Origin of the sequence: Blautia sp. An81 (genome assembly GCF_002161285.1) — a bacterium.
Classification (GTDB): Bacteria; Bacillota; Clostridia; order Lachnospirales; family Lachnospiraceae; genus Blautia; species Blautia ornithocaccae.
On the sequence record NZ_NFHH01000029.1, the window covers coordinates 22,266 to 47,042 of the forward strand.

21 protein-coding genes are annotated in these 24,777 nt (G+C 43.1%); 8 read left to right on the plus strand and 13 right to left on the minus strand.

Going from position 1 to position 24,777, the window contains the following annotated elements; translation table 11 throughout:
* Positions 1-8: 8 nt before the first annotated feature.
* Positions 9-842, minus strand: coding sequence for an undecaprenyl-diphosphate phosphatase (locus B5G33_RS17815; protein WP_087274654.1), 834 nt, complete (start codon positions 840-842; stop codon positions 9-11).
* A gap of 4 nt (positions 843-846) precedes the next feature.
* A complete protein-coding gene (locus B5G33_RS17820) occupies positions 847-1,080 on the minus strand; it encodes a glycosyltransferase (RefSeq protein WP_087418602.1) in 234 nt (77 codons plus the stop codon).
* 196 nt (positions 1,081-1,276) lie between these two features.
* Between B5G33_RS17820 and cysD the strand changes: the two genes are divergently transcribed.
* The 5 genes from cysD to B5G33_RS17845 are packed head-to-tail and all read left to right on the plus strand — an operon-like array spanning position 1,277 to position 6,689.
* The gene (gene cysD / locus B5G33_RS17825; protein WP_087418603.1) at positions 1,277-2,176 is read left to right on the plus strand and encodes a sulfate adenylyltransferase subunit CysD; all 900 of its coding nucleotides are present in this window, start codon (positions 1,277-1,279) and stop codon (positions 2,174-2,176) included.
* Complete coding sequence (gene cysC, locus B5G33_RS17830; RefSeq protein WP_087273038.1) at positions 2,176-3,999, plus strand: adenylyl-sulfate kinase; 1,824 nt, start codon at positions 2,176-2,178, stop codon at positions 3,997-3,999. Before cysD ends, cysC begins: the two co-directional genes overlap by 1 nt.
* A 26-nt stretch (positions 4,000-4,025) precedes the next feature.
* Entirely contained in the window at positions 4,026-5,207 is a 1,182-nt protein-coding gene (locus B5G33_RS17835; protein WP_087273041.1) for a sulfotransferase domain-containing protein, read from the plus strand.
* Positions 5,176-5,496, plus strand: a complete 321-nt coding sequence (locus B5G33_RS22785; RefSeq protein ID WP_087418604.1) for a chromate transporter — start codon at positions 5,176-5,178, stop codon at positions 5,494-5,496. The genes B5G33_RS17835 and B5G33_RS22785 overlap by 32 nt, the downstream gene beginning before the upstream one ends.
* Positions 5,379-6,689, plus strand: a complete 1,311-nt coding sequence (locus B5G33_RS17845) for a chromate transporter (protein ID WP_204247430.1) — start codon at positions 5,379-5,381, stop codon at positions 6,687-6,689. Before B5G33_RS22785 ends, B5G33_RS17845 begins: the two co-directional genes overlap by 118 nt.
* 31 nt (positions 6,690-6,720) lie before the next feature.
* Here B5G33_RS17845 and B5G33_RS22085 read toward each other — a convergent pair whose 3' ends face one another.
* The 4 genes from B5G33_RS22085 to B5G33_RS17860 all read right to left on the minus strand — a co-directional run bounded on the left by B5G33_RS22085 (position 6,721) and on the right by B5G33_RS17860 (position 9,361).
* Positions 6,721-7,296, minus strand: a complete 576-nt coding sequence (locus B5G33_RS22085) for a hypothetical protein (RefSeq protein ID WP_242974760.1) — start codon at positions 7,294-7,296, stop codon at positions 6,721-6,723.
* Positions 7,293-7,724: a hypothetical protein gene (locus tag B5G33_RS22090; RefSeq protein WP_242971346.1), complete on the minus strand. Its 432-nt coding sequence runs from the start codon at positions 7,722-7,724 to the stop codon at positions 7,293-7,295. Before B5G33_RS22090 ends, B5G33_RS22085 begins: the two co-directional genes overlap by 4 nt.
* 17 nt (positions 7,725-7,741) lie before the next feature.
* Positions 7,742-8,092 (minus strand): DUF6864 domain-containing function, encoded by a 351-nt coding sequence (locus tag B5G33_RS17855; RefSeq protein WP_087418606.1) that lies wholly within the window; start codon positions 8,090-8,092, stop codon positions 7,742-7,744.
* 150 nt (positions 8,093-8,242) lie between these two features.
* On the minus strand, positions 8,243-9,361 hold the full coding sequence (locus B5G33_RS17860) for a phosphotransferase enzyme family protein (protein WP_087418607.1): 1,119 nt from the start codon (positions 9,359-9,361) through the stop codon (positions 8,243-8,245).
* 202 nt (positions 9,362-9,563) lie between these two features.
* Between B5G33_RS17860 and B5G33_RS17865 the strand changes: the two genes are divergently transcribed.
* Positions 9,564-10,535, plus strand: coding sequence for an AraC family transcriptional regulator (locus B5G33_RS17865; protein WP_087418608.1), 972 nt, complete (start codon positions 9,564-9,566; stop codon positions 10,533-10,535).
* 2 nt (positions 10,536-10,537) lie between these two features.
* A complete protein-coding gene (locus B5G33_RS17870) occupies positions 10,538-11,998 on the plus strand; it encodes an arylsulfatase (protein WP_087418609.1) in 1,461 nt (486 codons plus the stop codon).
* Positions 11,999-12,085: 87 nt separating this feature from the next.
* Here the strand turns inward: B5G33_RS17870 and B5G33_RS21780 are convergent, their stop codons facing one another.
* From B5G33_RS21780 to B5G33_RS17885, 4 genes are all read right to left on the minus strand, one after another.
* Positions 12,086-12,253, minus strand: coding sequence for a DUF6903 family protein (locus B5G33_RS21780; protein ID WP_164496697.1), 168 nt, complete (start codon positions 12,251-12,253; stop codon positions 12,086-12,088).
* A 12-nt stretch (positions 12,254-12,265) separates the two neighbouring features.
* Complete coding sequence (locus B5G33_RS17875) at positions 12,266-13,138, minus strand: carbohydrate ABC transporter permease (protein ID WP_087273058.1); 873 nt, start codon at positions 13,136-13,138, stop codon at positions 12,266-12,268.
* 18 nt (positions 13,139-13,156) lie between these two features.
* Positions 13,157-14,047: a carbohydrate ABC transporter permease gene (locus tag B5G33_RS17880; RefSeq protein ID WP_087273061.1), complete on the minus strand. Its 891-nt coding sequence runs from the start codon at positions 14,045-14,047 to the stop codon at positions 13,157-13,159.
* 81 nt (positions 14,048-14,128) lie between these two features.
* The gene (locus tag B5G33_RS17885) at positions 14,129-15,514 is read right to left on the minus strand and encodes a carbohydrate ABC transporter substrate-binding protein (protein ID WP_087273064.1); all 1,386 of its coding nucleotides are present in this window, start codon (positions 15,512-15,514) and stop codon (positions 14,129-14,131) included.
* Positions 15,515-15,766: 252 nt separating this feature from the next.
* Here B5G33_RS17885 and B5G33_RS17890 point away from each other — a divergent pair, with 252 nt between their 5' ends.
* Positions 15,767-16,624: a helix-turn-helix transcriptional regulator gene (locus B5G33_RS17890; protein ID WP_087273067.1), complete on the plus strand. Its 858-nt coding sequence runs from the start codon at positions 15,767-15,769 to the stop codon at positions 16,622-16,624.
* Here the strand turns inward: B5G33_RS17890 and gnpA are convergent.
* The 3 genes from gnpA to B5G33_RS17905 all read right to left on the minus strand — a co-directional run bounded on the left by gnpA (position 16,605) and on the right by B5G33_RS17905 (position 24,202).
* Positions 16,605-18,767: a 1,3-beta-galactosyl-N-acetylhexosamine phosphorylase gene (gnpA, locus tag B5G33_RS17895; protein WP_330396738.1), complete on the minus strand. Its 2,163-nt coding sequence runs from the start codon at positions 18,765-18,767 to the stop codon at positions 16,605-16,607. The genes B5G33_RS17890 and gnpA overlap by 20 nt on opposite strands.
* Before the next feature lie 991 nt (positions 18,768-19,758).
* Positions 19,759-22,656, minus strand: coding sequence for a hypothetical protein (locus B5G33_RS17900; RefSeq protein WP_087418611.1), 2,898 nt, complete (start codon positions 22,654-22,656; stop codon positions 19,759-19,761).
* Positions 22,646-24,202 carry a DNA integrity scanning protein DisA nucleotide-binding domain protein gene (locus B5G33_RS17905; protein ID WP_087418612.1) on the minus strand — a complete coding sequence of 519 codons (1,557 nt, stop codon included), beginning with the start codon at positions 24,200-24,202 and terminating at the stop codon, positions 22,646-22,648. Before B5G33_RS17905 ends, B5G33_RS17900 begins: the two co-directional genes overlap by 11 nt.
* Between the last annotated feature and the right edge of the window lie 575 nt (positions 24,203-24,777).

A 24,777-nucleotide genomic window follows, 5' to 3' on the forward strand; every position in this document is an offset into this window, starting at 1 on the left:
TCCTGTTTTCAAATCTGGATGATTCCCAGCAAATTCAATCCCAGTACGCCAGCTCCCATAAGGATACGGTACCAGCCGAAAATCTGGAAATCATGTTTTTTTACATAATCCATCAAAAACCGGATAACTGCCAGAGATACCAGGAAAGCTGTCACCATGCCTGCAGCCAGTACGGTCAATTCCTGGGAAGAAAAAGACAGCCCATGGTGCAGGACCTGGAGCAGGCTGGCCCCCAGCATTACAGGTACCGCCAGATAAAAAGTAAATTCCGAGGCTGCTGGCCTGGATACCCCAATAAGGAGGGCTCCCAATATGGTAGCACCCGATCTGGAAGTTCCCGGAAAGACAGCGGCGATAAGCTGAAAAACTCCGATGAGCAGCACTGCCGGTATGGTAAGCTGATCCACCGAAGTCATTTTAGGACTTCTTCCCTTATTCCATCTTTCAATGACAATAAATCCCACACCGAAAATGATCAGGGCTGAAGCCACCGTTCCGCCATGATAAAACAGTCGTTCAAAAACACTGTCAAACAAAATCCCTGCCACAGCGGCAGGAATACAGGCCAGAAGGATTTTTCCCCACAGGATCATTTTGTCTTTTTCGATTACCGGTTTTGTCCGATCACGGAACTGAAAAGGAAAGAGCCTGTTCCAAAATACCAGGACCACCGCCAAAATGGCTCCCAGCTGGATCACTACCAGGAAAAGGCTGACAAAGTCAGGGGAGCCTTCCAGCTTTACAAAAGCGTCCAGAAGGATCATGTGTCCTGTACTGCTTACAGGCAGCCATTCTGTGATTCCCTCCACAATTCCGAATAAAATTCCTTTTAATATTTCCATTTTTTTATTCCTCTCTGAATCCCTTCAGTGTACAAGGGGACCGTTTGGCCCCTTGTACACTGAGGGTATGGTGGAGTACGATACATTTCTTTTCCAGTCTCTGGAAACTTTCCCTGTACTCCTTTTCGCTGCCGTCATCTACTACCAGGACCTGATTTTCCAGTTCCCAGAGCCGGTCCACCAGCTTTTCCAGACATGGCTCCGGGTTCAGAGCCGGTATGATCACAATAAATTCCATGGTCAGACCCTCTTTCTCTCTTTTTTTCTTCAGATAATATGGTAAAAGGTAAAGCTAAAGAAAAGAGAGAAAGAAAATAAACATTCTTTAAACGGTCTGTTAAAAATACATTTTTTGACACAAAATGTTCACATTTTCCCTTTAAAATAGAAAGGAAACTATTTCTCAGGATCATTATCCTGGAAAGGAGATAAATTTGAACTCTTTAGATCACCTAAGCGCTCTGGAAGCAGAGTCCATTTACATTATGCGGGAAGTTGCCGCAGAATGCGAAAATCCCGTTATGCTATATTCTATAGGGAAGGACAGCTCTGTCATGCTCCATCTCGCCAGAAAGGCGTTTTATCCGGAAAATCTTCCCTTTCCCCTTCTTCATATTGATACAACCTGGAAATTCCGCGAAATGATCGAATTCCGGGACCACATTGCCGAAAAATATAATCTGAACATGCTGGTTTATACAAACCAGGAAGGAGTTCGCCAGGGAATCAACCCTTTTGATCATGGTGCTGCCTATACAGATATTATGAAAACTCAGGCTCTGAAAGCAGCGCTGAAACATTATGGCTTTACAGCAGCCTTCGGCGGCGGACGCAGAGATGAAGAAAAGTCCAGAGCCAAAGAACGTATCTTTTCTTTCCGCAGTAAGGAACAGACCTGGGATCCCAAGAATCAGCGGCCTGAAATGTGGAATTTATACAATACAAAAATCCATAAAGGAGAAAGCATCCGTGTCTTCCCTCTGTCTAACTGGACAGAGGCAGATATCTGGCAGTATATACAGCGGGAAAATATTGAAATCGTTTCTCTCTACTATGCCAAAGAACGTCCCTGCATCTATCGGGACGGCAATATTATCATGGTAGATGATGACCGGCTGAAACTTCTTCCCGGAGAAGAGATCCAATATAAAAAAATACGTTTCCGTACACTGGGCTGCTACCCTCTCACCGGCGGAATGGAATCAGATGCAGATACCCTGGAAAAGATCATTGCTGAAACTCTGGGAGCCGTTTATTCCGAAAGGACCAGCCGTGTCATTGATCATGAAGCTGCCGGCAGCATGGAGCGTAGAAAAAGGGAGGGATATTTCTGATGAAAGACCTGTTAAAATTTCTTACCTGCGGAAACGTAGATGACGGAAAATCCACCCTGATCGGTCATCTTCTATATGATACCAAACAGCTCTATGCAGACCAGCGCCAGGCTTTGGAACTGGACAGCAGAGTGGGAAGCGCCGGCGGACAGATTGACTACTCTCTGCTGCTGGATGGACTTATGAGCGAAAGAGAACAAGGGATTACCATTGACGTGGCCTATCGTTATTTTAAGACAGAAGTGCGCAGCTACATCGTAGCCGATGCTCCCGGCCATGAAGAATATACCCGGAATATGGCTGTGGCCGCTTCTTTTGCCCAGCTGGCTATCATTCTCATTGACGCCTCCAAAGGCGTGCAGATCCAGACCAGACGGCATCTGCGTATCTGTTACCTGATGGGAATCCGGGACGTGGTATTTGCTATCAATAAGATGGATATGGTGGGCTATGACCGCCAGAGGTACAAAGAGATTGAAAACACGATTTACGAAATGACAGATTCCTTCTCTTTAAACAGTCTTACCATCATTCCTGTCTCTGCCACTGCCGGAGACAACATTACGGAACACTCTGACCAGATGCCCTGGTATAAGGGCCTTTCCCTGCTGGAATATCTGGATCAGGTAGAAATCCTTTCCGATGGCACTCAGACAGATTTTACCATGCCTGTCCAGAGAGTATGCCGTCCTAATTCCGGTTTCCGTGGTTTTCAGGGACAGATTGAAAGCGGAAGTATCTCTGTAGGAGATGAGGTCCGCAGCCTTCCCAGCGGGGAATCTGCTGTGGTTACCGGTATTCTTACCGGCTTTGACTCTGTAGAACATGCCATTACAGGCCAGCCCGTAACTCTGCAGCTGAACAGAGAGATCGATATCTCCAGAGGCTGTGTCCTTGTAACTGGAAAAGGCCATCCCATATCAGAAAGTTTTATGGTCACACTTTTATGGATGGATGAGTCCCCTCTTGTACCGGGAGTAAACTACATACTGAAACTGGGAACAAAAATGACCAACGTCACGGTCATGGAAATCCAGTATAAGATTGATGTCCACAGCGGCAGACATGTTCCCGCAGACCGGCTGTACAAAAATGAAATCGGCGTATGCAGCATTTTAAGCTCTGATAAGATCATATTAGATACTTTTGATAACTGCCAGCCTCTGGGAGGACTGATACTCATTGACCAGGTAACCAACCGCACCTGTGCAGGGGGCACAGTGAAAAGCATTATGGCCGGATCTGGGGATCTGTTCTGGCACAATTTTGATCTGACCAGAGATATCCGGGCCAGGAATATGGGGCAGAAGCCTCTGACCATCTGGTTTACCGGACTGTCCGGCTCTGGAAAGTCCACGCTGGCAAATGCTCTGGAAAAAAGACTCTATGCCATGGGGAAACATACCATGGTGCTGGACGGGGATAATGTCCGCCTTGGGCTGAACAGAGATCTTGGCTTTTCAGAAGAAGACCGGATTGAAAATATCCGCAGGATCGCTCAGGTAGCAAAATTGATGAATGACGCCGGCCTCATCGTACTGACTGCTTTTATCTCACCTTTCCACCGGGACCGTGAAAATGCCAGAAATATCATCGGCTCCTCTTTTATAGAGGTCTATGTCAGCACGCCGCTGGAAGAATGTGAAAACCGTGATACCAAAGAGCTTTACAAAAAAGCCCGTATGGGACAGATCCATGACTTTACCGGCGTCAGCAGTCCTTATGAGATTCCTGTATCTCCGGAAATCACAGTGGATACCACAGAACGTTCCATTGACGCCTGCGTAGCCAATATTCTGGACAAGCTGTCTTCATTTTTATAATTAAATACTTTCAAGAAGGAGAGCATATGAAAAAGCGACCCGATTTTATCTGTATCGGATTTCAAAAATGCGGGACTACGTCCCTTTATGACCTGCTAAAACAGCACCCAAATGTCTATCTGACAGAAGATGTGAAAGAGCCTATGTTTTACCGGGTCCCTCTTGTAAGAAGAATACTGGGAGCTTCCTGGTATGAGAAAAGATATTTCGGTCATTATGAGGCCGCACGAAAAGCCGCGGCCTCTGGCCGCCAAAAGACTGCAGATTCCGTAGGCCTCCTCACAGGACGAAGAGGCCGGACATCTGGAGATAAAAGCTCTGCTGTCAAAACTGCCTCCAAAAAAGAATCATCTGCCAGCAACACCCAAAATATCCTCAAAGATTCAGAAAAAGCTGCTGTCAATACAAAGAATATGCAGTTATATACCGGAGAGGTCAATGCAGGTCTGGGCTTTGGCGGGTGCGCGCGCTGGCTGGGAAAAGACTTTCCCCATGATACAAAACTGATCTTTATGATGCGGGATCCGGCAGACCGGTGTTATTCCGCCTATAAATATTTCCTTGCCCTGGGATTTCTCCCTATGTCTGTAGTAGCCGATGATAAAAAAAGAGGCCATGCTGCAGCTTTTGACACCTATGTCCGCTCTGTTCTGCTCAATCCCAGGCGCCGGAAGGAAATCATGAAAAAACGCATGAAATACCTCTGCTTTTCTCAGGGGAATTATGCATATTGTATTCAGGAATACCTGAGATACTTTTCCAAAGAAAACATGAAATTTGTTTTCTTTGAAGATTTTATCCGGGATGAAGAAAGAGAGACAAAAGATATCCTCCATTTTCTCCAGATTCCTGAAAATCCTGAAATGACCTTTGGCGTAAAGAGCAATGAGACCAATTTCCGTCCGGCCTCTCCCCTTCGCTCAAAGATCATGTATTACTCTCAGGGAATTTATTATACGCTTTTTGAGTTTCTTAATCTGGGCCACAGCCATCCTGGATTTTTTCAGAAATATACAAATTTTTATGACTGGATCATGGATACCTGTACCCGGTCAGAAACAGATACCTCAAAAATGCTGCCTGCTACCCGCAGACTTCTGAACTATTATTATCGGAATGAAATCAGAAAAGTAGAAAAACTTGCTGGCCGTAAGGCTCCGGAAAGCTGGGCGAGAGATGACAAAGGAAAAACCAAAACAAAAGCATAAGATTTTCAGACTGATCACGGCTATGGTCCAGTGCGGCCTTCTGGGCTTCGGCGGAGGGAACGCGCTGATACCCGTGTTATATAGAAAAGCTGTGGAAGAATACGGTCTTGTATCGAAAGAAGATTTTGAAGAGGCAGTGGTCGTTGCCTCTATTACTCCCGCGTTCTTCCTGTGGAAATTGCATCAGGAATCGGACGCATTACAGCAGGAGACCTGGGAATGCTCTGTGCAGCCGCTGCAATTTCTCTTCCCGGTTGTCTCCTGGTCCTTTTCTTTACCGCGCTGTTAAGTTCTTTCGGAAGCGGGCTGACTCTGCAGATCAATTATCTCTCTGTAGGCGTCACTGCTTATATCCTCTATGTATTAGGATGCTATATTGCCCAGACTCTGGACAACAGCCAGATACCGGAAAGCCGTCGTCCCAAAAACAGGATCCTCCGAAAATTTCCTTTCAGTCTGCCCTGTGTACTGATCATTGCATCTGTATTCGGACTGACCTGCGGCAGCCAGATCTATCAGATCTTCGGAATTGAAGGACAGCCTCTTTTCAGTATTTCCACTGTTAATGTAATGGCTGTAGCCTTTTTCCTGATTTTCTGGCTGGGTGACGACTATCGTCTTCGGAAGGTTATTCCAGCCTTCTCCATAGCTCTCCTTTATTGTGTCTGTGTAGGTGAAATGGAACTGTTTTCTCAGACGCCTCTGAAGATATTTTTGCCGCTCTTAATGTTCCTTATGGCAGTCTGGGGACTGGTGAAGGACTTAAGACAGCATCATATGAGGCTGAATACCAGTATATTTCCAGCTCTCCGGGAGGCAGCCATGGCCTTTCTCTTTATGGTTCTGCTGGCCCTGCCTGCTCTATTTGTCTATGAAGGCACCGGTACCTATCTATTCCGGGGCGTCCTGAGCAGTATTCTGTCTTTTGGCGGAGGAGACGCCTATCTGGCAGTGGCGGGAGGTATGTTTGTCACTTCCGGACTGGTCCTTTACTCGGATTTCTATTCAAATCTGGTTCCCGTAGCAAACGCCATTCCAGGTTCTATCCTGTGCAAGATTCTGACAGGAACCGGATATTTTCTGGGATATCGGGCAGATGGCAGCATCTGGACCGGCATACTGACAGGCCTTGGCGGCTTCGGCTGTGCAGTGGCCATGTCCTGCATCACCTATTCTGTTGGCGCTTATTTTTATGAACAGCTGGAAAACGCCGCAGTTTTTGAACATCTAAAAAAAGCCACCAGACCAATTATCAGCGGTCTCCTTTTTACTGTCAGCCTTGGGCTGCTCTATAATTGTATCCAAATCGGAGCAAAGGCCAGTATCTCCACCTGGTTTCCCCCGGTTTTATGTCTTATCTGCCTGGGCGGTGAGCTCATGTTTGTTAAAAGATTCCGATACCGGCCCCTTTACATGGTTCTGGGCTCTGCAGCAGCCGCACTTTTATTCTGCAATCTGGCGGCATATATAATGGCGGTTTGAGAGGCTATTTATAAGAGGTATAAAGTCCCTCTTATAAATAGCCTCTCAGTTCCTGAAGCCTCATCTGAAACATCTTTGCCTCTTCTCTCATATCGCCAAATTTATCCATATCCATTTCCCGGATCTGAGGCAGTCCTATCTTCTTTACTGCTTCCACGGCAGCCTCTCTCTGTGTCATTTTAGCCGGAAGAACTGTCTGACAGTTGGCTCCCTCTAATGTATCATAGGCTTGAAAACACTGATTAAAATCCATCACAGGATATAAGGATATATAGTCATTTGTGGCATTATCCACCAAAAATCCCCAGTTCTCCGGATGTCTGTCTGTATTTCCTGTAAGATAATCCAGAATATTCATTCCGTAATAAGTTTCAGGGTCAATTTCTTTACATATCTCCAACGTATCCAAATCATGATTGCAGGCATAAATATCAAATGACATTTTTGAAATCATAGACTGTTCTTTTGAAGTAACCAGACTGCTCTCACTCACCTGTATTCCTTCAAAAGAAGATTCTCTGTATACAACCTGACGCACAGCAAAGCATTGACAGATCTGGCTTGCGAGCAGTTCTCTCCTTACTGCATTCTCATCTCCGTCTTTCAAAAGCCAGAAGCCTTCCCTATCCCTGATCCATGCTTTCTCACCCAGAACACATCTGTAAGAGAAACGCAATGATAAGAAAGAGAAATATCTGCACGTTCCCTGTCTGTCACTGCCTGTACAGCACCTATGCTGTTTAAAATTTCCTTAGCATATTTTCTGTCCAGGGATAATACTCTGGATGCGCACCAGTGATAAAAGTTGTTAAGATTGTTCATCCTTATTTCAATGTCGTATTCCAGATCTTCCTCTTCCAAATAAAGATCATATGGCATAAATTTTCTGTTCAGAACTTCTGCCTCTCCGGTAGAAGATATTCTGGCTACAGTCTTCTCCATATGCATCACTTCATATATCACGGACCGACGCACGCTGTCAGATGCCGTATTCACATTTAACTCAATTTTTACTTTATCGACAATATGACTCATGTTCGCTCCCTCATTTACTATCTTTCATAGAAAAAGGTGTAAGATACACTTCTCGATTCTCCAGCCATCAAGTCAGACCAGAAAAAGAAATATAATTTTTTCCCTTTTACTGTAGCCACCTCAACAGGAGTTTTAAGACCCGCCCCCATTTTATGAAAATTATAGCAGGACAGTAAAATCTGATTTTCATTTATATTCTGCCTGATTTCCTGGTCTCCAGACTCATTCTCGTAAAATCTCAATTCAATTGTAAAAATCAAATCGTCTTCCGTGTCAACCTCTAAGCGAAGATTTTTATTTTTTTCAAATAAAAATACTTGTCCGCTGTGGATAACATCATATTTATCAGAGCTCAAATGAATCTGCATATTCTTCACCTCATTTTATAATCTCAAGAGTAATATGGACGCTCAAAACTCTTTTTCTGCTCCAAATTAATATGTTTATCGTAACACGAAAGCATAAATTTTGTAAAGTACCCCAGAAAACAGGATCACAGCTTTTCTTGTACTACAGATTTAAAGATTTTCATATTTGCGGACAATTTTCGCCATGGTATCCCACTTTGCCTCCATATCTTCCACCAGCTTGAACTGTGTCCTTGCTCTGTCCAGATTATGTCCTTCTCTGTGTATTTTAAAATAGTGGTCGCCCTGGAGATAATCGGTAAGGAAACGCATGCCGCACTCATAAGTCATCACTTTTGCGCCCATAGGAAGGAGCTCCACCTCTTTTGGCGTAAGGCTGCCTGCACAGCCCTGGAGAAATCCCTTCACATAGATTTCAAACAGTTCCATACTGCAGGATACTTTACTCAAATCTTTTTCGTCTTCTGCTGCAGTGCTGGCTCCAAACCGGATAGAATCACCGAAATCATTCATAGCAAGCCCCGGCATTACCGTATCCAGGTCGATGACGCAGATTCCTTTTCTTGTAACATTGTCAATCATAATATTGTTAAGCTTTGTATCATTGTGGGTCACTCGGAGAGGCAGCTGGCCTTTATCCTGAAGTTCTCCAAAGACATTGGCAGTCTCCTCGTGAGCAAGGACAAATTCAATTTCCTTTCTCACAGAATCCGCTCTGCCGCAAACATCCTGTTCAACAGCATTTTTAAACACCTGGAATCTTGCCCGTGTGTCGTGGAACCCTTTAATAGTTTCATGAAGGGTGGCCGCCGGATAATCTGCAAGAAGTCTCTGGAAGTTTCCAAATGCAACTGCACTCTCGTAAAAGTCTTCGGGTTTTTCTACCCTGTCATAACATGTTGCATCTGTGATAAATTTGTAGGACCTCCAGTATTCTCCTTTGGAATCCACAAAATAAGCTTTTCCGTCCTTTGCCGGGATGACATTAAGGGTCTCTCTCTCCGGATCTCCTCCCCTCTCAATAATCTTTTCCCTGAGGTAAGAGGTCACTCCCACAACATTTTCCATGAGCTCCACAGGTTTTGTAAAAATTTCCCGGTTCATTCTCTGAAGGATAGCGCTCATAGTCCCCATATCGCCGATTTCGAATGTGAGCAGGTAGGTGTCATTGATATGCCCGCTTCCAAAAAGACGGCGTTCCTTTAACTTTCCTGTATAATTAAAATTAGCAATTGCTTCCCTGATCTGCAGTTCTGATACACGTCCCATTTGTTCTCTTCCTTTCTTTTTGGACCATTTATTTTCTGCCCTAATTGTAAAGGAAAGTCATAGGAAAATCTTTATCCTATGTTCTCTTTAATTTGCACGATCAGCATATTTTATTTTGCATTTTCTGCGCAGATAGGGTATGATAGAGGAAGGTACACAGCAGAAAATCCGGAGTACCGCCAGATAAAGGAGGCGATGACTTATGTCCTACCAGGGAATCCGGCTGCCAAGCGAGCTTTCCATTGACCAGCTCTTCTCACTCCATTATTTTGAATATATGAACAGCTTCTATTTTCCGGGAGAATCTCATCCCTTCTGGGAATTTGTCTGTGTAGATAAAGGAGATGTAACCATTGGAGCCGGAAACCGTTCTTTTGTCCTTACACGGGGACAGATTGCTTTTCATGAGCCCGGAGAGTTCCACTGGGTCAAGGCCGGAGACGGTGCCGCCCCCTGTCTCATCGTTATATCTTTTTCCTCTGACAGTCCCATGATGGATTTTTTTCGGAACAAGGTTTTGAATATCCAGGAGACTGACCGGCGCCTTCTTGCCCGGACTGTACAGGAAGCCCGCAGTTATCTGAATGGAAGGCTGGACGACCCTTATCAGACCTCTCTGTCCATTCGTCCGGAGGCCCCTCCTGGAGCAGCTCAGATCATCCGCACCTGTCTGGAACAGTTTCTTATCGGACTTTTCCGGCGTCATAACCGGGAAGAAGGACCGGCTCTTTTTGTTGGCCTCTCTCCCTCTCCGGATAAGACCATGAAAAAAAATGCAGATGAAGAAACCTTTACAAGGATCAGCAGATATCTTTCTGCGAACCTTTCGGCACATCTGTCTATTGAGCAGATCTGCACCGACAATCTCATTAGCCGTTCCCGCCTTCAGAAGCTTCTCCATGAAAAATGCGGCAAAGGAATCATTGAATACTATTCGCTTCTGAAAATTGAAGCCGCGAAGCAGATGATCCGGGATGAACAGATGAATTTTACCCAGATATCCGAATCTCTGGGCTATTCTTCCATTCATTATTTTTCCAGACAGTTTAAAAAAATGACGGGAATGACCCCTTCCGAATATGCCTCTTCTATCCGGGCCATTGCAGAACGTGTTCCGGAGCATCGACATATAGATGGGAAACAGTCCGCCAAAATCATCCACAAGGAGTATTGAATATGACAAAGCCAAACATCGTATTAATCATGACAGACCAGCTCCGGGCTGACTGCCTGGGCTACAGTGGTCACCCCGATGTAAAGACCCCTTATCTTGACAGTCTGGCCGCTCAGGGGGTGGTCTTCGACCATACATACAGCGCCTGCCCCAGTTGTATTGCCGCCCGGGCTGCCCTCCATACCGGAAGAGAACAGAGCCATCATGGCAGGGTAGGCTATGAAGACAATCTTCCCTGGAATTACGAACACACAATGGCAGAGGAACTGTCTGCTGCCGGATATTACACCCAGTGCGTTGGAAAGATGCATGTCCATCCCCTTCGCAATTTTCTGGGATTCCATAATGTAGACCTTCACGACGGATATCTCCACTGCGCCAGGTACGGCTCTGTTCCATACAGGGAATCCCAGTTCGTGGCTGACGACTACTTTCACTGGCTGAAGCAGGAGCTGGGAGCCGATGCTGACGTAACAGACACCGGCATAGACTGCAACAGCTATCTGGCGCGGCCCTGGATGCATGAAGAAAAATATCACCCTACCAACTGGGTCACAGACCGGTGTCTGGATTTTCTCAGAAGACGGGATCCCCGGAAGCCCTTTTTCCTCATGGCCTCCTATCTCCGTCCTCACCCTCCCTTTGACGCTCCCCAGCACTATTTTGACCTTTATAAGGATAAGGAACTGCGTCCGCCCTTTGTGGGCTCCTGGGAGACAGAGGAATATTTAAAGAAAGAGGGCAGGATCTTTAACTCCCGGACAGGCCCGGAAGACCCGGAACTTATACGTCAGGCGCAGATAGGATACTACGCCTGCATCACCCATCTGGACCACCAGATCGGACGTCTGATCATGGCTCTCATCGAACAGGAACTTTATGACGATACGGTATTTCTCTTTACCTCTGACCACGGAGAAGAGCTCTGCGACCACCATATGTTCCGGAAATCAAGGCCATATGAAGGAAGCTGTCATATTCCTCTGTTCGTCACCGCCGGAAAGCATGTACTGCCAGATCTGAAAGCCGGTTCTGTCTGCCACAGTGTTGCGGAGCTGAGGGATATTATGCCTACTCTTCTGGATATTGCCGGCGCCCAGATTCCGGCTTCTGTAGACGGCAAAAGCCTTCTGCCCCTTACAGAGTCGCCAGAAAAGGTTCAGCGTGAGTGGCTCCATGGAGAGCACTCTTACGATGTCTTTTCAAACCACTGGATCGTCACCGAGACAGACAAATACATCTGGCATTCTCAGACAGGCCAGGAACAGTATTTTGATCTGGCCTCAGACCCTCACGAACTGACCGACCTGATAATGGATCCTTCCAGACAGAACCGGATCAGAGAACTGCGCACATATCTGGTGCAGTCCTTAAAGGACCGACCTGAAGGATTCACCGACGGAGAGGATCTGATACCAGGACGTCCCTATTCCCCCTCTCTGCCAGAGGCTCTTCTTCCCTGACCTGGAAAACATAAAAGAAAGAGCAGGTATCCGCAAAATGGATATCTGCTCTTTCTTTATATCTTCATATATGCTCCTGCATACCTGTCACTTATATTTTCTGTTATAGAGGAACAGAAGGACAAGCAGTCCCACAAGTCCGATCAGTTCCATTGCAAGTCCTGTCAGGCTGATATTCCTCTGTCCGATAATGACCAGCCCAACACACACAGCAAAGACGACCAGCAGGATCACGTTTTTTATAACTTTGCCCATATCATTTCCTCCTTATCCCTTCAGACCTCCAAGGGTCATACCTTCGGTCAGCTGTTTCTGCACGCACATGTAAAGGATGAGTACCGGGATCATAACGATCACCAGACCGGCATACATGATACCATAGTTGGTTGCCGTCCTTTCCACTGCCATCAGGTTCTTAAGGCCTACTGCCAGGGTACTGTGTTCATCCATGATCGTAAATGCGATGATATATTCGTTCCAGAATGACAGGAACTGGAACAGGATTACTGTCAGGATACTGGGTTTTGCCATAGGTATCATAATCTGTACCATGGTCTTGAAGTATCCGCATCCGTCAATATAAGCCGCCTCTTCATATCCTTTTGGAAGGGTTTTAAAATATCCGCTGAGCAGATATATAGAGAAGGACAGAGAGCTGGAAGCGTAGATCAGAGACAGCAAGAACCTGTTGTCCAGGAAAAAGTCCACGCCTAAAGCCTTATTGGCATCGCTGAGCATCAGGAAAATCGGTACCACAATGTAGTTAATATTTACAAAAAGTCCTGCCATAAAAGCAATGTTTAAAATCTTCTTTCCCCGGAATTCAAACCTGGAAAGGGCATATGAGGCCGGAAGAGCGATTATAAGAAGCAGGATCAATGCCAGTGCCGTAACAATCACAGAATTCAGGAAGAATTTTCCCATTTCTGCATCTACAAAAGCTGTGATGTAGTTCTGATACTGGAGCTGCTCCGGAAGCGCCCAGGGATTTGTTCCCTTTCCGATAAATTCTGCGTTGCGCTTGAAGCTTGCCATAAATACCCAGGCAACCGGCACCAGGATTGAGATTGTCATGGCAATCAGGCTTGCATATACAATGATCTTAAAAAGGATCTTTGTAACTGGATTCTGTTTTTTCATCCTGTCTGCGCCTCCTTCTTAGAATTCCAGCACTTCACGGTCTGTGATCTTATTCACGATAGCCGCAAGTGCAAATGAGAAAATAAATACTACTACGCCTATGGACATTCCATATCCATAAACTCCTGCACCATAAGCCTGCTTATACATATAGTTCAGGAATACTTCGGAATGTCCGTTTGGTCCGCCGTCGGACATGATCTGTACAAACAGAAAGCTCAGGTTAATTGTACTGATAATGTAGAACGTTAAAGTTGTACGTATATTGCTCCATATAAGGGGCAGGGTTACCTGGAAAAACATCTGGATCTCTGTGGCTCCATCAAGAGATGCCGCCTCATAGAGATCCTGGGGTATTGCCGCCATACTTGCCATATACATGACCATATAGTATCCGATGGCCTGCCATACAAGAGCAAAGATTACGGAATACAGAACTATATCCTGATTTCCCATCCACTGCTGGGTCAGGCTTCCCAGTCCGATAGCCTTAAGAAAAGTATTCAGAAGACCAGTGCTGGGATTATAGATTGCTCCAAAGATACCGGCAATAACTACGATACTCAGGATATTGGGTATATAGAAAACAATCCGGAAAAAATTTTTTCCTTTGAATTTTCCCCTTGAAAGTATAGCTGCATATAGGATTGCAAAGAATATTGTACACAGCGTCACAAGGACAATAATCGCAATTGAGTTCTGCATTGCCTGCAGAAAACTTTTGTCCTCAAGAAGAGCTTTGAAATTATACAGACCAACAAATTCTTTTCTGTTTGTAATTCCGCCCATGCGGTACAGAGACATCCTGAACACGTTGATGGTCGGAATAAATATGAAAAGAGTGACCAGTATAGCCGCCGGTGCAATACAGAAAAAAACAAAGCGTCCCTGGGCCCGTTTTCGATTCATACTATGTCTCCTTTCTCTTAAAAACGGTGAGCTGTAACAACTCACCGTTTTCTCAGCACATATGCTATTCTTATTTAAATATTACTCCATAGCGCCTGCACATTTTTCCCAAACATCTACAAGCTGGGTCTGCCACTCATCTACAGTCATGTCACCATTGCTGATGGAATCGATTGGTCCATAGATGGAGCCTTTCATATCAAGACCTTCGATAGGAGCTGTTGTAGCCCATGTACCTGTAACGGCTACTACATCATCTCCTGTCTGGAAGCTGCTCTTGATCACGCCTTCTGGAAGTTTATCGGCTGCGCCTTTTACTGGAACAACGATAGGTGAATCAGACTCTTCACCTGTTTCGGCATTTGTAGTCTTATTTGCAAGGCACAGATCAACAACTGTATCAGAGTACATAAATTTGATAAATTCTTTTCCAAGATCAATGTTTTCAGCATCTGCAGGAATCCACATCTGCTCTGTAAATGTATATACAGACTGGCTCTCATCAGCGCTCCATTTTGGAACACCCATTACGCCCCATTCATAATCTGCCGGGGTTGTATTTGCCATCTCACCAACTACCCAGCTTCCGTTAGGCATAAAGAGTGCTTCGCCGTCGATAACTGCCTGCTGGTTGATCTTGAATCCGCCGTCTGTATTGGCATTAGCAACTGTATCAGCCCAGATATTATCGGAAGATACAAGCTGTGCCACTGTGTCAAGAACTTTCTTTCCTTCATCAGATGTCCATGTGTTTGCATCATAGGTCAGGGCATTGTTGTAGAAATCAGTTCCGCCTGCCTGTGCCAGCATCGCGTAGATAGTAGCATCAAAATATCCTGACTGTGGATATGTAAAGAGTGCTCTTCCATCTGCTTTTGCCTGCTGTCCCAGTTCAAAGAATTCATCCCATGTTGTAGGAAGGGCATATTCTTTTCCTTCGCCTACAAGGGTTGCATTATACCAGAATCCTGTCTGGGTGTAGAAAATCGGCGCAAGATAAATCTTGCCGTCACCGTAAGGCTGTGCAGCTGTTCCGTCAAGGATTCCATCCAACATCTTAGACTTGAGCTCGTCATCAAATACATCGGAAATATCTGCAACTGCTTCTTCCTTCAGCATAGTCTCTGTAAATCCGCTGGCCTGTCCCAGGTTGTAGTAAACAACATCGGGAATATCACCGTTCTGGATATCTTTTGTCAGCACCTGATCCAGCTCAGAGGACAGCTCTAATTCTACTTCGCACCCTGTCTCTTCCTCAAAAGCTGCTGCGATCTTTTCCCAGATATCCGCTCCGTTTCCACCTTCAAAGGCTGCAACTTTCAGCACATCTCCGCCTTCGCTTTCACTTCCACTGTTATCTCCACTGGCGCTTTCATTTGAGCTGCTTCCGCAGGAAGCCAGCATAGAAGCTGCCATAACAGAAACAAGTGATGCCGCTATCAGCTTTTTCACCATTTTTCTCTTCATGAATTTTACCTCCTTTTTTCCTGTTGTTTACATCATATCCCATTTTAAGTAAAGCTTCCATACAGATGTTGCCTTTTCTTTTATAATTATTGCTGTTTTCAAAATGATTTTGTCACGATATATAAATATTTGTCGTCGTTTTATCCTGAAAGCCTTGCTTTTCTTCGGTTTTTCTTTGTATAATATCTACAATAAAACTTACCCTCAGTGTACAAGGGTATCATCTGACATCAATAATAAAAAGGAGGCAATATGAGCCACAGACATTATTCCATAAAAGAAAATGAGATTCCTAAAATTAATTCCCGGCTGCTGTCCATCTCTCTGTCCAAAGACGAAAAAGACTGGACCAGTGTGCTTCACACACATCCTTTTACAGAAATTTTCTTTGTACTGAACGGGAAAGGAAAGTTTTTGTTTCACCGGGAAATCCGGCCAATAGAAACTGGAGATCTGATCATTATTCCTCCTTATCTGGAACATACAGAGCAGTCCATTCCCGGTACTCCTCTTCAGTATTATGTCCTTGGTATCGACGGCATTGCCTTTCAGGAAGAAGACCAGGCACCTTCTCCTCAGATTTTCTGCAATTTTGACAATGTAGCAATGATCCAGGATCTGTTTGCACAGATTTACTATGAAGTTAAATCAGAAAACTATGGTGCAGAACTGATCTGCCAGCATCTGCTGGAAATCCTGATCCTGCGCATCCTTCGCACCTCCCGACAGCTGATGCCTGTCTCTATTAATACTGTACGGATGACAAAAGAATGTGCCCAGATAAAAGAATATCTGGACACAAACTATGCAGAGCACATCACTTTGGACACTTTAACAGGACTGACTCACATGAATAAATATTATATGGCTCACTCTTTCACCAAATATACCGGCCTTTCACCTATCCAATATCTGAATCAGCGCCGGCTGGAGGCTGCCTGTCAGCTTCTCCGGGATACGGACCTTTCCATCTCCGATATTGCCGGTTCCACAGGTTTTTCCTCTCAGTCCTATTTTACTCAGACCTTCCGGAAATTTTACGGCATCACCCCTATAAAATACCGGCAGCTCCACCATGAGGGCGGACAGCTTAAATCTCATACCAAATGATTTCGTTTGCCTTCAGGTCTACATCAAAGCTGCTGCCGTCTCCTCTGTACACAGTTGTACTCTGGGGTTCATATGTGTTGTTTACAACACAGTATTTTCCATTCTTTACATAAGCATGAACTTCCACATTGAAGTTTGTGCTGAACCATCTGCAGAGATTTTCCTCATCGTGGGAAGACCAGATAATGGAACGGTACAGGATCCTGCTGTTCTCGAAACTGTAAGGCAGGCCGCTGATGTATACGCAGCGTCCCTTTCCAAACTCTTTCACAGCCATCTGTACCTCCTTATCACGCTGGACAAGGATTTCTGTTCCGTCAAGGGCATAGATGTTTTTCTTTCCTTCGCCGAAATCAATATCCTTAGTACAGTCCGCCTTAATAAAATGATCATGCTCTTCCCAGTTATATTTATCCACGTTTAAGGTGAAGCCTGTTTCTTTCTCTACACCCATAATAGTTGCAAGCTGAAGAAAATGTCCCTGATACTGATGTCCTGCAGGTTCTCCAACGCCGATAAAGCCTCCTCCGTTATAGATAAACTTCTTTACAGCAGTAACAATCTTTTCATCGGTCCAGTTATCTCCTCCTGTATAGGCTGTATCTGCATCTCCTACATTCAGGATTACATCAATATCATCTAATATGGCAGGATTCTGGCGGATATCCTCAAAACTGATGAACTGAACATCAAAGGGCGCTCCGCTGAGAGCCTCGATTACCCCTGCATAGGAATAATTCTGTTTGTAGTAAATCGCATGATGAACCATATGATTGCCCCATGCCCGCATTTTTCCCCAGCAGTTCAGTACAGCTACTTTCTTAATGCAGTAAGGAGTTGTTCCTTTGATATTCTCATATAAAGTACGGAACTCATTGCAGACACTTTCCACATAATCAACGAAATCCGGGAACTCCATGGCCAGTTTCAGGTATCCCCCGTATCCGATCCGGTCAATAGGCTTTCTCAGAATGGCTCTTCTGGCTGTTACCCAGTTCACTTTCGCTTCTTTTACCGGATCTCCTCCCTGATGGAATACATCGGGGAAGAAGTAAGGCAGAAGACGTCCTTCTCTGTATTTTACTCCTTGGATATCACTGATAAGCCGCAGTGTTGCTCCATTTCCTACGCTTCCTACAACTGCATCAAGTCCGATGGATTTAAATTCCTCCATAAAAGGCTCTGTTCCGATCCAGTGATCTCCCAGGAACATCATGGCTTCTTTTCCGCACTCATGAGTAATCTCCACCATCTCTCTGGCCAGTTTTGCCACTTCTCTTCTCTGGAAAGCCTGGAAATCAAGAAATTCCTTTGAAGGAATACGATAGGTATTGTTCATATATCCCTGATCAATAATAAATTCCGGACGGAACTTATATCCTGCTTCCTGTTCAAACTGCTCCAGGATATAAGGACTTACTGATGCAGAATATCCATACCAGTCCACATACTTTTCTCTGGCCAGCTCATCAAAGATCAGGGTAAACTGATGGAAAAATGTGGTATAACGTATTACATCTACATGAGGGTTCTCTGCAATAAACTTTCTCAGCCTCTCCATTGAATATTTGTGAGTCTTAGGCTGGCGCACATCAAAAGTAATCTGCTTTTCAAAATTCTCCCATCCGTTGGTCACTGCATTGTACATATGGACCGGGTCCCACATGATATATGCAAGGAAACTTACTGTATAGTCGTGGAAAGCCTGAGCGCCATGGATAGTCACATCTCCGGTCTCGCAGTTATAGCTCCACTGTTCCGGGGGAACTACTTCTCCTGTAGTCCTGTCAATCACTTCCCACCATCTGGCAATATCATCCTGATCATTTACCTTGAGCATATCCGGATACAGATGATCCATGAGATGAACAGACAATTCATCACCGACAGCCGTGTAAAAAGGCGTCATAATATACATCTGCTGGATTTCATCTGGATTTGCCTTTGCCCAGGTATTGTCTTTTCTTGTGGTATAATATGTAGAATATACTTTTGCATCCACATCTTTCAGCTCTTCCGGATAGTCAGTACCGTCACAGTCACGAATGGCATCTGCTCCCCATCTTTTCAGCAGCTCCAGTGTCTCGGGAACAACATCAACATCTGTAGGGATCGTCACTCTCCCCTTCGCATTTTCTTTCAATATTCTTCTCCTTTCTCCTGCTTTTTATTGATTTAATCATATTGAAAAAGGAGTGCAGAGTCAATCTGCTCATTGCTGATATTTTTATAATTCTTGCTCATTGAAGCATTTTTGCTCATCTTTCTTATAATGCAAAATTACACATTGTTCATCCTTCGGCTTCGATTTATACAGCCCGGCCAAAGCTCTCCTGCTGAATATGGAACAGCTTATGATACAGACCATTCTTCTTCATCAGTTCTTTCACGGTTACAATCGTACCAAGAGAAGGCTGAAAATTCAACGGGTCTCAGATTGGCAGTATCATCCCCAATAATGCTTTCTTGACTTATTCCTTCCTTCTTGTCACAAACTCCTTCTAAAACATCTATTTTTCAAAAATAAAAACCCTTACAAACAGCATATTCACGCCATTTATAAGGGTTTATTCATCAGAATATTAATGGGAAATCCGCATTACATTCCCATCTGCTTTGCGAAGTATCTCTCTGGAATGCCCGTATTTACTGGGTTTTTAGAGCCTCATCCAAGCCTGTACGCAATTTTTACGCAGTTTCTTATTTGCCCGCTTCTGAAAATCTTTTTAAGGCTTTGACCAACTCAGGGTTTTGACGCAGTTTAGCTTTCTTTTCATTACTTCTGGTATGCGTACAGCTGTCGCACCACAACCGTCACAACATTCCAACCCAGATCGAAGGCATAAGAAAATTTCTTTTGGTAGGCTGCCCACAACTCCTGTATCACAAGGCTGTTTTCCACCTTGTTAGAGACTTCAGCTGCTTCCTTGAGATGCCGTTCCATTCCACGCTTATGAGTAGTGGATAGCAATACATCATAGATACAATCTGCTTAGTACGTAGCATCCCATTCTGATTTTCCAGCAGAGAATCCAGATGTTCGAATTGACTTATGGTGTCACTTTCTTTCACACTAATATTGGCAAGAATATTAGTGTGAAAAGACAAGTGCTATAAGCTAAAAAGCAAAAAACTCATAATATAGGCTCATACGTTGACAATTTAAAAATTTTGTCTTTGTAGCCCTTAAGTTCGCCACAAATTGTAGAAAAAACATTTCCTACATCCTCAAAATTAGAAACTGTTTCAATCGTATTTCTTAGCTTCCAGTTTTTTCCCTCACACTGATATCGATCTACGCTTTTTTCGATGCATTCTTCCAAATAAAGAAGCAATTGTTCGTTGATATAATACATCATATTATTGCCAGACGGAAAAGCATTTTCCTGCCATAGATCCTCTATATTCTGTAATTCATGACTGTCAGCTCTTGCCAATGAATGAGCTACCCCACAGTATTTTTCTATTTGCTTCTTTTCATCAGATAAAATACTATTTTTCACAAGAGCAATTTGTTCTTCAATTTTTCCTTGAAGGCTAATTAGCTTCTTCTTGGCTTCAGAAGAATTTTTGAGGAATAGCTTCTCAGTCTCTGGCTGATGATCCCAAACACCGGTAATGCGCAACGCAAATGTTACCATAGAAATGCGTGCACTGTCTTCAAACTGGTTATCCCATCGTTCCACGTCAAGATTTTCTTCATTGACAAACCCTTCCAAATATGCCTCATAAGAAAGACCTGTTAACAAAACCATTTGGACATCAGCAAAAGCCTCTGAATATGCATCGCTTAACCCTTCAATATATTGCCCTATCGTCCTCCCATTCAATATTCCGCTTCCAAGCCTCGCTATCACGCTTTGAGACACTAGCCCTGTCTGCATCAGCAGTCTCTGATCCTTACTAATAAAATCTAGTTCATGATCCAAATCATAAAAAATGTATTTTGTTAAAAACTCCAACTGTGTTTGTCCAAAGGTCTTCTTATCATAAGATTCTTTAAGTATACTTTTGGGTATTCCCCCGCTTCGCTCCGATACCTCAATTACATACTCCCACAGTGCTGCTCTATCTTCTTGATACTCAGATTCTCGGGCTTCCTGTCCTTCAAAAAATAATTTCATAACATCACATATATATTTATAAAGCAGCTTCGTAATCTCCGGGTTAATTCTAAACTCTTCTGCAATATTGGAAAATACCTCTAGAAGATCTTCCGAATAATTCTTTTCATTATCCGAAAATCTTACGTCTTCCGACAGTTTTTCCTCAATCTCATTTATTAAGTCAAACAAATCAGGTATACTCAAAAAGCTTCCATGTAGAATTTGTGACAAAATAATATAGATGACTGAACGCGTTATATATCTTTTTCTGGGAGCCCTGGCTCTTAAATCATCTCCTACAAAATGTGCTACCTCATGGGCCATACGCCGGATCACCGCTTTGGGGTTATACAAGGATCTCTCATTGATTGACACCATTAATATCCTATCGTGAGGTGGTTTTTCTCCTCTATAAGAGATGATCCGGACAGAAATTTCATTGGAAAAACTAGGTGTCAGTAAAAACGTATACTTCTTATCGTTCACACCGCGCATCAGCTCCTGAAGCTCATCAATCACAGCAACATAAAATGCCATAATCTTTGACGGCACATCATATATAATTGCATTAAACGCTGTCGCCTGAATAAACTGTCGCTCCGAATGCATCGCACTGTTAACAAGTGAATTAAGCCCTCTAAAGTAGTCATTAAAGCATTCGTCAAATTTTTCTACATTATCATCCGGATGCTCCATTTTCTCCATCAAGTATTCTACAAACTCACAGAAGGACTGGTACATACAAAGTACAAAGTCTTCCGCAAATCTGTTCTTTAGTATACTTAAAATAGAGTCTTTTACAGCTGCAATAGGAATTCCATACTCCCCATTATACCGTTCCTCATTATTCTTCAATTTCCTGAGATATTCATTACACAGCGTATTCAGCCTTACTTTTGCTAATTCATACGCTTCATCTGCCTGTGACACCTTGGGATCAATATCCTCATAACTGCCGATGTCAGCTAACTTGACAAATGTCTCATGAGTAGAAAACAGATGCTCTGGAGAAACTCTCTGACCAGTGGCACTGTCCTGCTTATTTTGAGTAAATTGATCTAATAAATATTGAACATAAACCAGCCATTTTAAATCCGCATTCCTGTTGACCAGTGAAATATCATGTCTTCCGAGCAATCCATATTCTTCTATAGTAGAATCAACTACTTTTACTTTATCTAAAAAGTTCTGATATATCCTAAAATTCTGTACTCCAATATTTACAGATGCAACAAACTTTTCCGTACTGTACTCAAATGGACTTCCACAAAAGGCCTTTTCAAAACCTATACCTTCATCCAATGCTTTGAATATCTTTTTTAACGCTTTTTTGTGGAACCCGTAAAAAGAATAAGAATCACGAATCAGCTTTTGTCCATCTTTATTTTCGTAGTTAAGCCGAAACATTAATTTTAAATATGAGTTAAGCTCCATATCTTTTGCCAATAAAACAATACCACTATAATCAAAAGAAAAATAGTAGAGGTAGTTCTTTCCACTAAAGCAATTTTTAATCTTCGAAATAATAGCATCGATTTTGCTTTCATTATCTATGTGAATTAGAGATACAAACATAACAGGAGAACTATGTCCCCAAAATGCCGTTATTTCAGTATCAGAAAACCCATTAGCTCCTATGTTTGTGAACAAAAGCAATTCCTGCACCGTATAATCTTCCGACAGTGTAACATCCTCTGTAGATATCTCCCTCATAAATCTCTGATTCAAATGCCTTTGAGAAGCACTGTATGCCGCAAGCAACGGATGAATGTATTGCCCCTGAGCTGCGGAAGATGCATCTATCATATCGAAATATCCAATAGATAAATATGTACTCGCACCATCATACCCCAGAACACTCTTTGTTTTTGGAATCTGCCATTTAGCTAATTGAATGATCCTAATATCCTGTTTTTTATTGTTCATCTCCTTCCCCTCCCTTATCATCATCCTTCGTAGTAAAGACTGTTACCGGTCCATCCTCGGATACTACAATCGCCATAGCTAAAAAACCGCTATCTCGGCACCTTTTTATATACCGCATCGCGGAATTATGCCTGGCCCCGCAATCAGGATTTCCCTGCACCGAATTTTTCTCCTCTTGAATTTCCCCATTTTCATCCTTCATACATTTCTTGGGTCCATCTAATATCATCCCGAATCCATAACATGTTCCAAGTGAATCAACAATAAGGGCACCGTCAATTGATGTCACACTGTTTACAAAGCCTTCCGCTAAAACCTTCGGTTTCATCTTCATCCCAGATGATTCTAGAATTAACCGCTCTACTTCCTGCTCTACTGTAAATTTGGGGCTATCCTCCTGATTTTCTTTAAGAATAACCAAGGTAGTTCCGTGTTTCTGATTGATCGCTTCCCGACAAACATTTTCTATATTCTCACCAAAGACCATTGAGAATAGTGCTTCATATATTTCTTTCACTTTACATAATTCAAACTCCTGGCTTTTGATCACATAATTTCCATTTTCAAAGCATACTGCAAGTTTCCCTCCTACCATCATTTTCCAAACCATATGCTTTATAATTTGAAAATTAAAGCTTTTCTCATAAAGATCTTTTTCTGTATACACTCCCCTCACTTGCCACTTCTGATTACTGCGGCAAATCAGCAGGCACTGACCTTCTTTGCCCATCTGTAGCAGTTTTCGGATTCTTTTTATTTTCTGCGTCTCCACTGTAATCGGACAGTCGAGCGTCACTCCTTCCAATGTCTCTTCATCCATAATATCCGTTAGACAAAAGGAAAGTTTCGAGCAACATGTCTCTCCCTCATAATATATTCCTGAAATTGCAGTAATTATTTCTGGCTCAATTGAAAATAAATCTCGCATATAACTATTAAAATTAAATGCAATATTACGGTGAAACTGTTTTTTTACTGCGCCCTGATCCATTTCTTTTATGATTTCTTTTGGTGATACTGCATAGAATACAGCCGAGAGCTGACTCAAACACCACTCATAGTATACCTCCTCCGCACAGTGCAAGAATGTTAAGTCTATTTTTTCATCATTAAGTGACATAAAATAGTATACATATATTTGACCGGCAGATCCCATAACCTCTGTTTGCGGTACCCCACCAATGCATCTACACCATTCCTCAGATTTTGAATTCTTCAAACCGTTCTGTTCCAAAAAACACTGTTTTATAAGGTCATATGTCCCTTTTTGCATCTCAGATTTTTCAAGTTGCTGCCTCCGCCAGCTATATGTTTCTTTATCTTGAAGCAGTAATTCACCTTGATATTCTATTCCGACAGAAAAAGAGAGTTCTTTTTTCAGCAAAGTGCTCTCCACAATTCCTTCCAGCATAGATGTAATGGTATAACCATATTTCTCTAAATCGCTACAAAATTCCTTAACACGATCAATTTGTTTTTCTACACAACTGGAAGGATTTATCTTCTCCGCTGCTTCTTCAGGTGATACTACTACATTTTCGTACATTTCGTATTCCCCTTTTCTGACAATGTTAGTTATATTTTATCAATATCCAACAAGCTTTTCAATGTTTTCTTCCCGATTTAATTTACGGATTTAATTTATTTGTCTGCATTGTTATTTTTTTGTCAAATAACCGTATCGATAGATATTCATCCTATAAATTAACACCTTAAGTAAACATTTGTTTGGAATTGGTCGGAGATCAAGAAGTGGTTCTTTGTATCTGTTTTCTTTAGAAGATCACAATGTCAATATGAGGACTGCAGCGAACATACGGAGTAATTTATACCTCTTTCAGTGTGTACTAATTGGCCTGACAGAAAGGGAAACATTTCCGAAGGGAGCCCATGGAATCTATCATAACAACATTTTCAACGATAAATATACTGACGAATCTTATATTTTAAAAATCACTTTAGAAATGCAATATTTTTTCATATTTTTAGACGATACAAATTATAGATAGACAATACGTAATATCTTATGCTATACTAATTATATAAGAATTGAGGCTGTCGTTTTGCGTCATATAGGTCCAAGAGATGTTATCCTCCTTTAAATTATTCAATTGTAACACA

What these genes read in the sequence shown, in the direction of transcription:
- B5G33_RS17905 (WP_087418612.1), bottom strand. Translation starts at nt 24,202, where the DNA reads ATGTACGAAAATGTAGTAGTATCACCTGAAGAAGCAGCGGAGAAGATA.
- B5G33_RS17815 (WP_087274654.1), bottom strand. Translation starts at nt 842, where the DNA reads ATGGAAATATTAAAAGGAATTTTATTCGGAATTGTGGAGGGAATCACA.
- B5G33_RS17865 (WP_087418608.1), top strand. Translation starts at nt 9,564, where the DNA reads ATGTCCTACCAGGGAATCCGGCTGCCAAGCGAGCTTTCCATTGACCAG.
- B5G33_RS22785 (WP_087418604.1), top strand. Translation starts at nt 5,176, where the DNA reads ATGACAAAGGAAAAACCAAAACAAAAGCATAAGATTTTCAGACTGATC.
- B5G33_RS17860 (WP_087418607.1), bottom strand. Translation starts at nt 9,361, where the DNA reads ATGGGACGTGTATCAGAACTGCAGATCAGGGAAGCAATTGCTAATTTT.
- B5G33_RS17875 (WP_087273058.1), bottom strand. Translation starts at nt 13,138, where the DNA reads ATGAAAAAACAGAATCCAGTTACAAAGATCCTTTTTAAGATCATTGTA.
- B5G33_RS17880 (WP_087273061.1), bottom strand. Translation starts at nt 14,047, where the DNA reads ATGAATCGAAAACGGGCCCAGGGACGCTTTGTTTTTTTCTGTATTGCA.
- B5G33_RS17890 (WP_087273067.1), top strand. Translation starts at nt 15,767, where the DNA reads ATGAGCCACAGACATTATTCCATAAAAGAAAATGAGATTCCTAAAATT.
- B5G33_RS17900 (WP_087418611.1), bottom strand. Translation starts at nt 22,656, where the DNA reads ATGAACAATAAAAAACAGGATATTAGGATCATTCAATTAGCTAAATGG.
- B5G33_RS17835 (WP_087273041.1), top strand. Translation starts at nt 4,026, where the DNA reads ATGAAAAAGCGACCCGATTTTATCTGTATCGGATTTCAAAAATGCGGG.
- B5G33_RS17820 (WP_087418602.1), bottom strand. Translation starts at nt 1,080, where the DNA reads ATGGAATTTATTGTGATCATACCGGCTCTGAACCCGGAGCCATGTCTG.
- B5G33_RS17855 (WP_087418606.1), bottom strand. Translation starts at nt 8,092, where the DNA reads ATGCAGATTCATTTGAGCTCTGATAAATATGATGTTATCCACAGCGGA.
- cysC (WP_087273038.1), top strand. Translation starts at nt 2,176, where the DNA reads ATGAAAGACCTGTTAAAATTTCTTACCTGCGGAAACGTAGATGACGGA.
- B5G33_RS17870 (WP_087418609.1), top strand. Translation starts at nt 10,538, where the DNA reads ATGACAAAGCCAAACATCGTATTAATCATGACAGACCAGCTCCGGGCT.
- B5G33_RS22090 (WP_242971346.1), bottom strand. Translation starts at nt 7,724, where the DNA reads ATGAGTCATATTGTCGATAAAGTAAAAATTGAGTTAAATGTGAATACG.
- B5G33_RS21780 (WP_164496697.1), bottom strand. Translation starts at nt 12,253, where the DNA reads ATGGGCAAAGTTATAAAAAACGTGATCCTGCTGGTCGTCTTTGCTGTG.
- B5G33_RS17885 (WP_087273064.1), bottom strand. Translation starts at nt 15,514, where the DNA reads ATGAAGAGAAAAATGGTGAAAAAGCTGATAGCGGCATCACTTGTTTCT.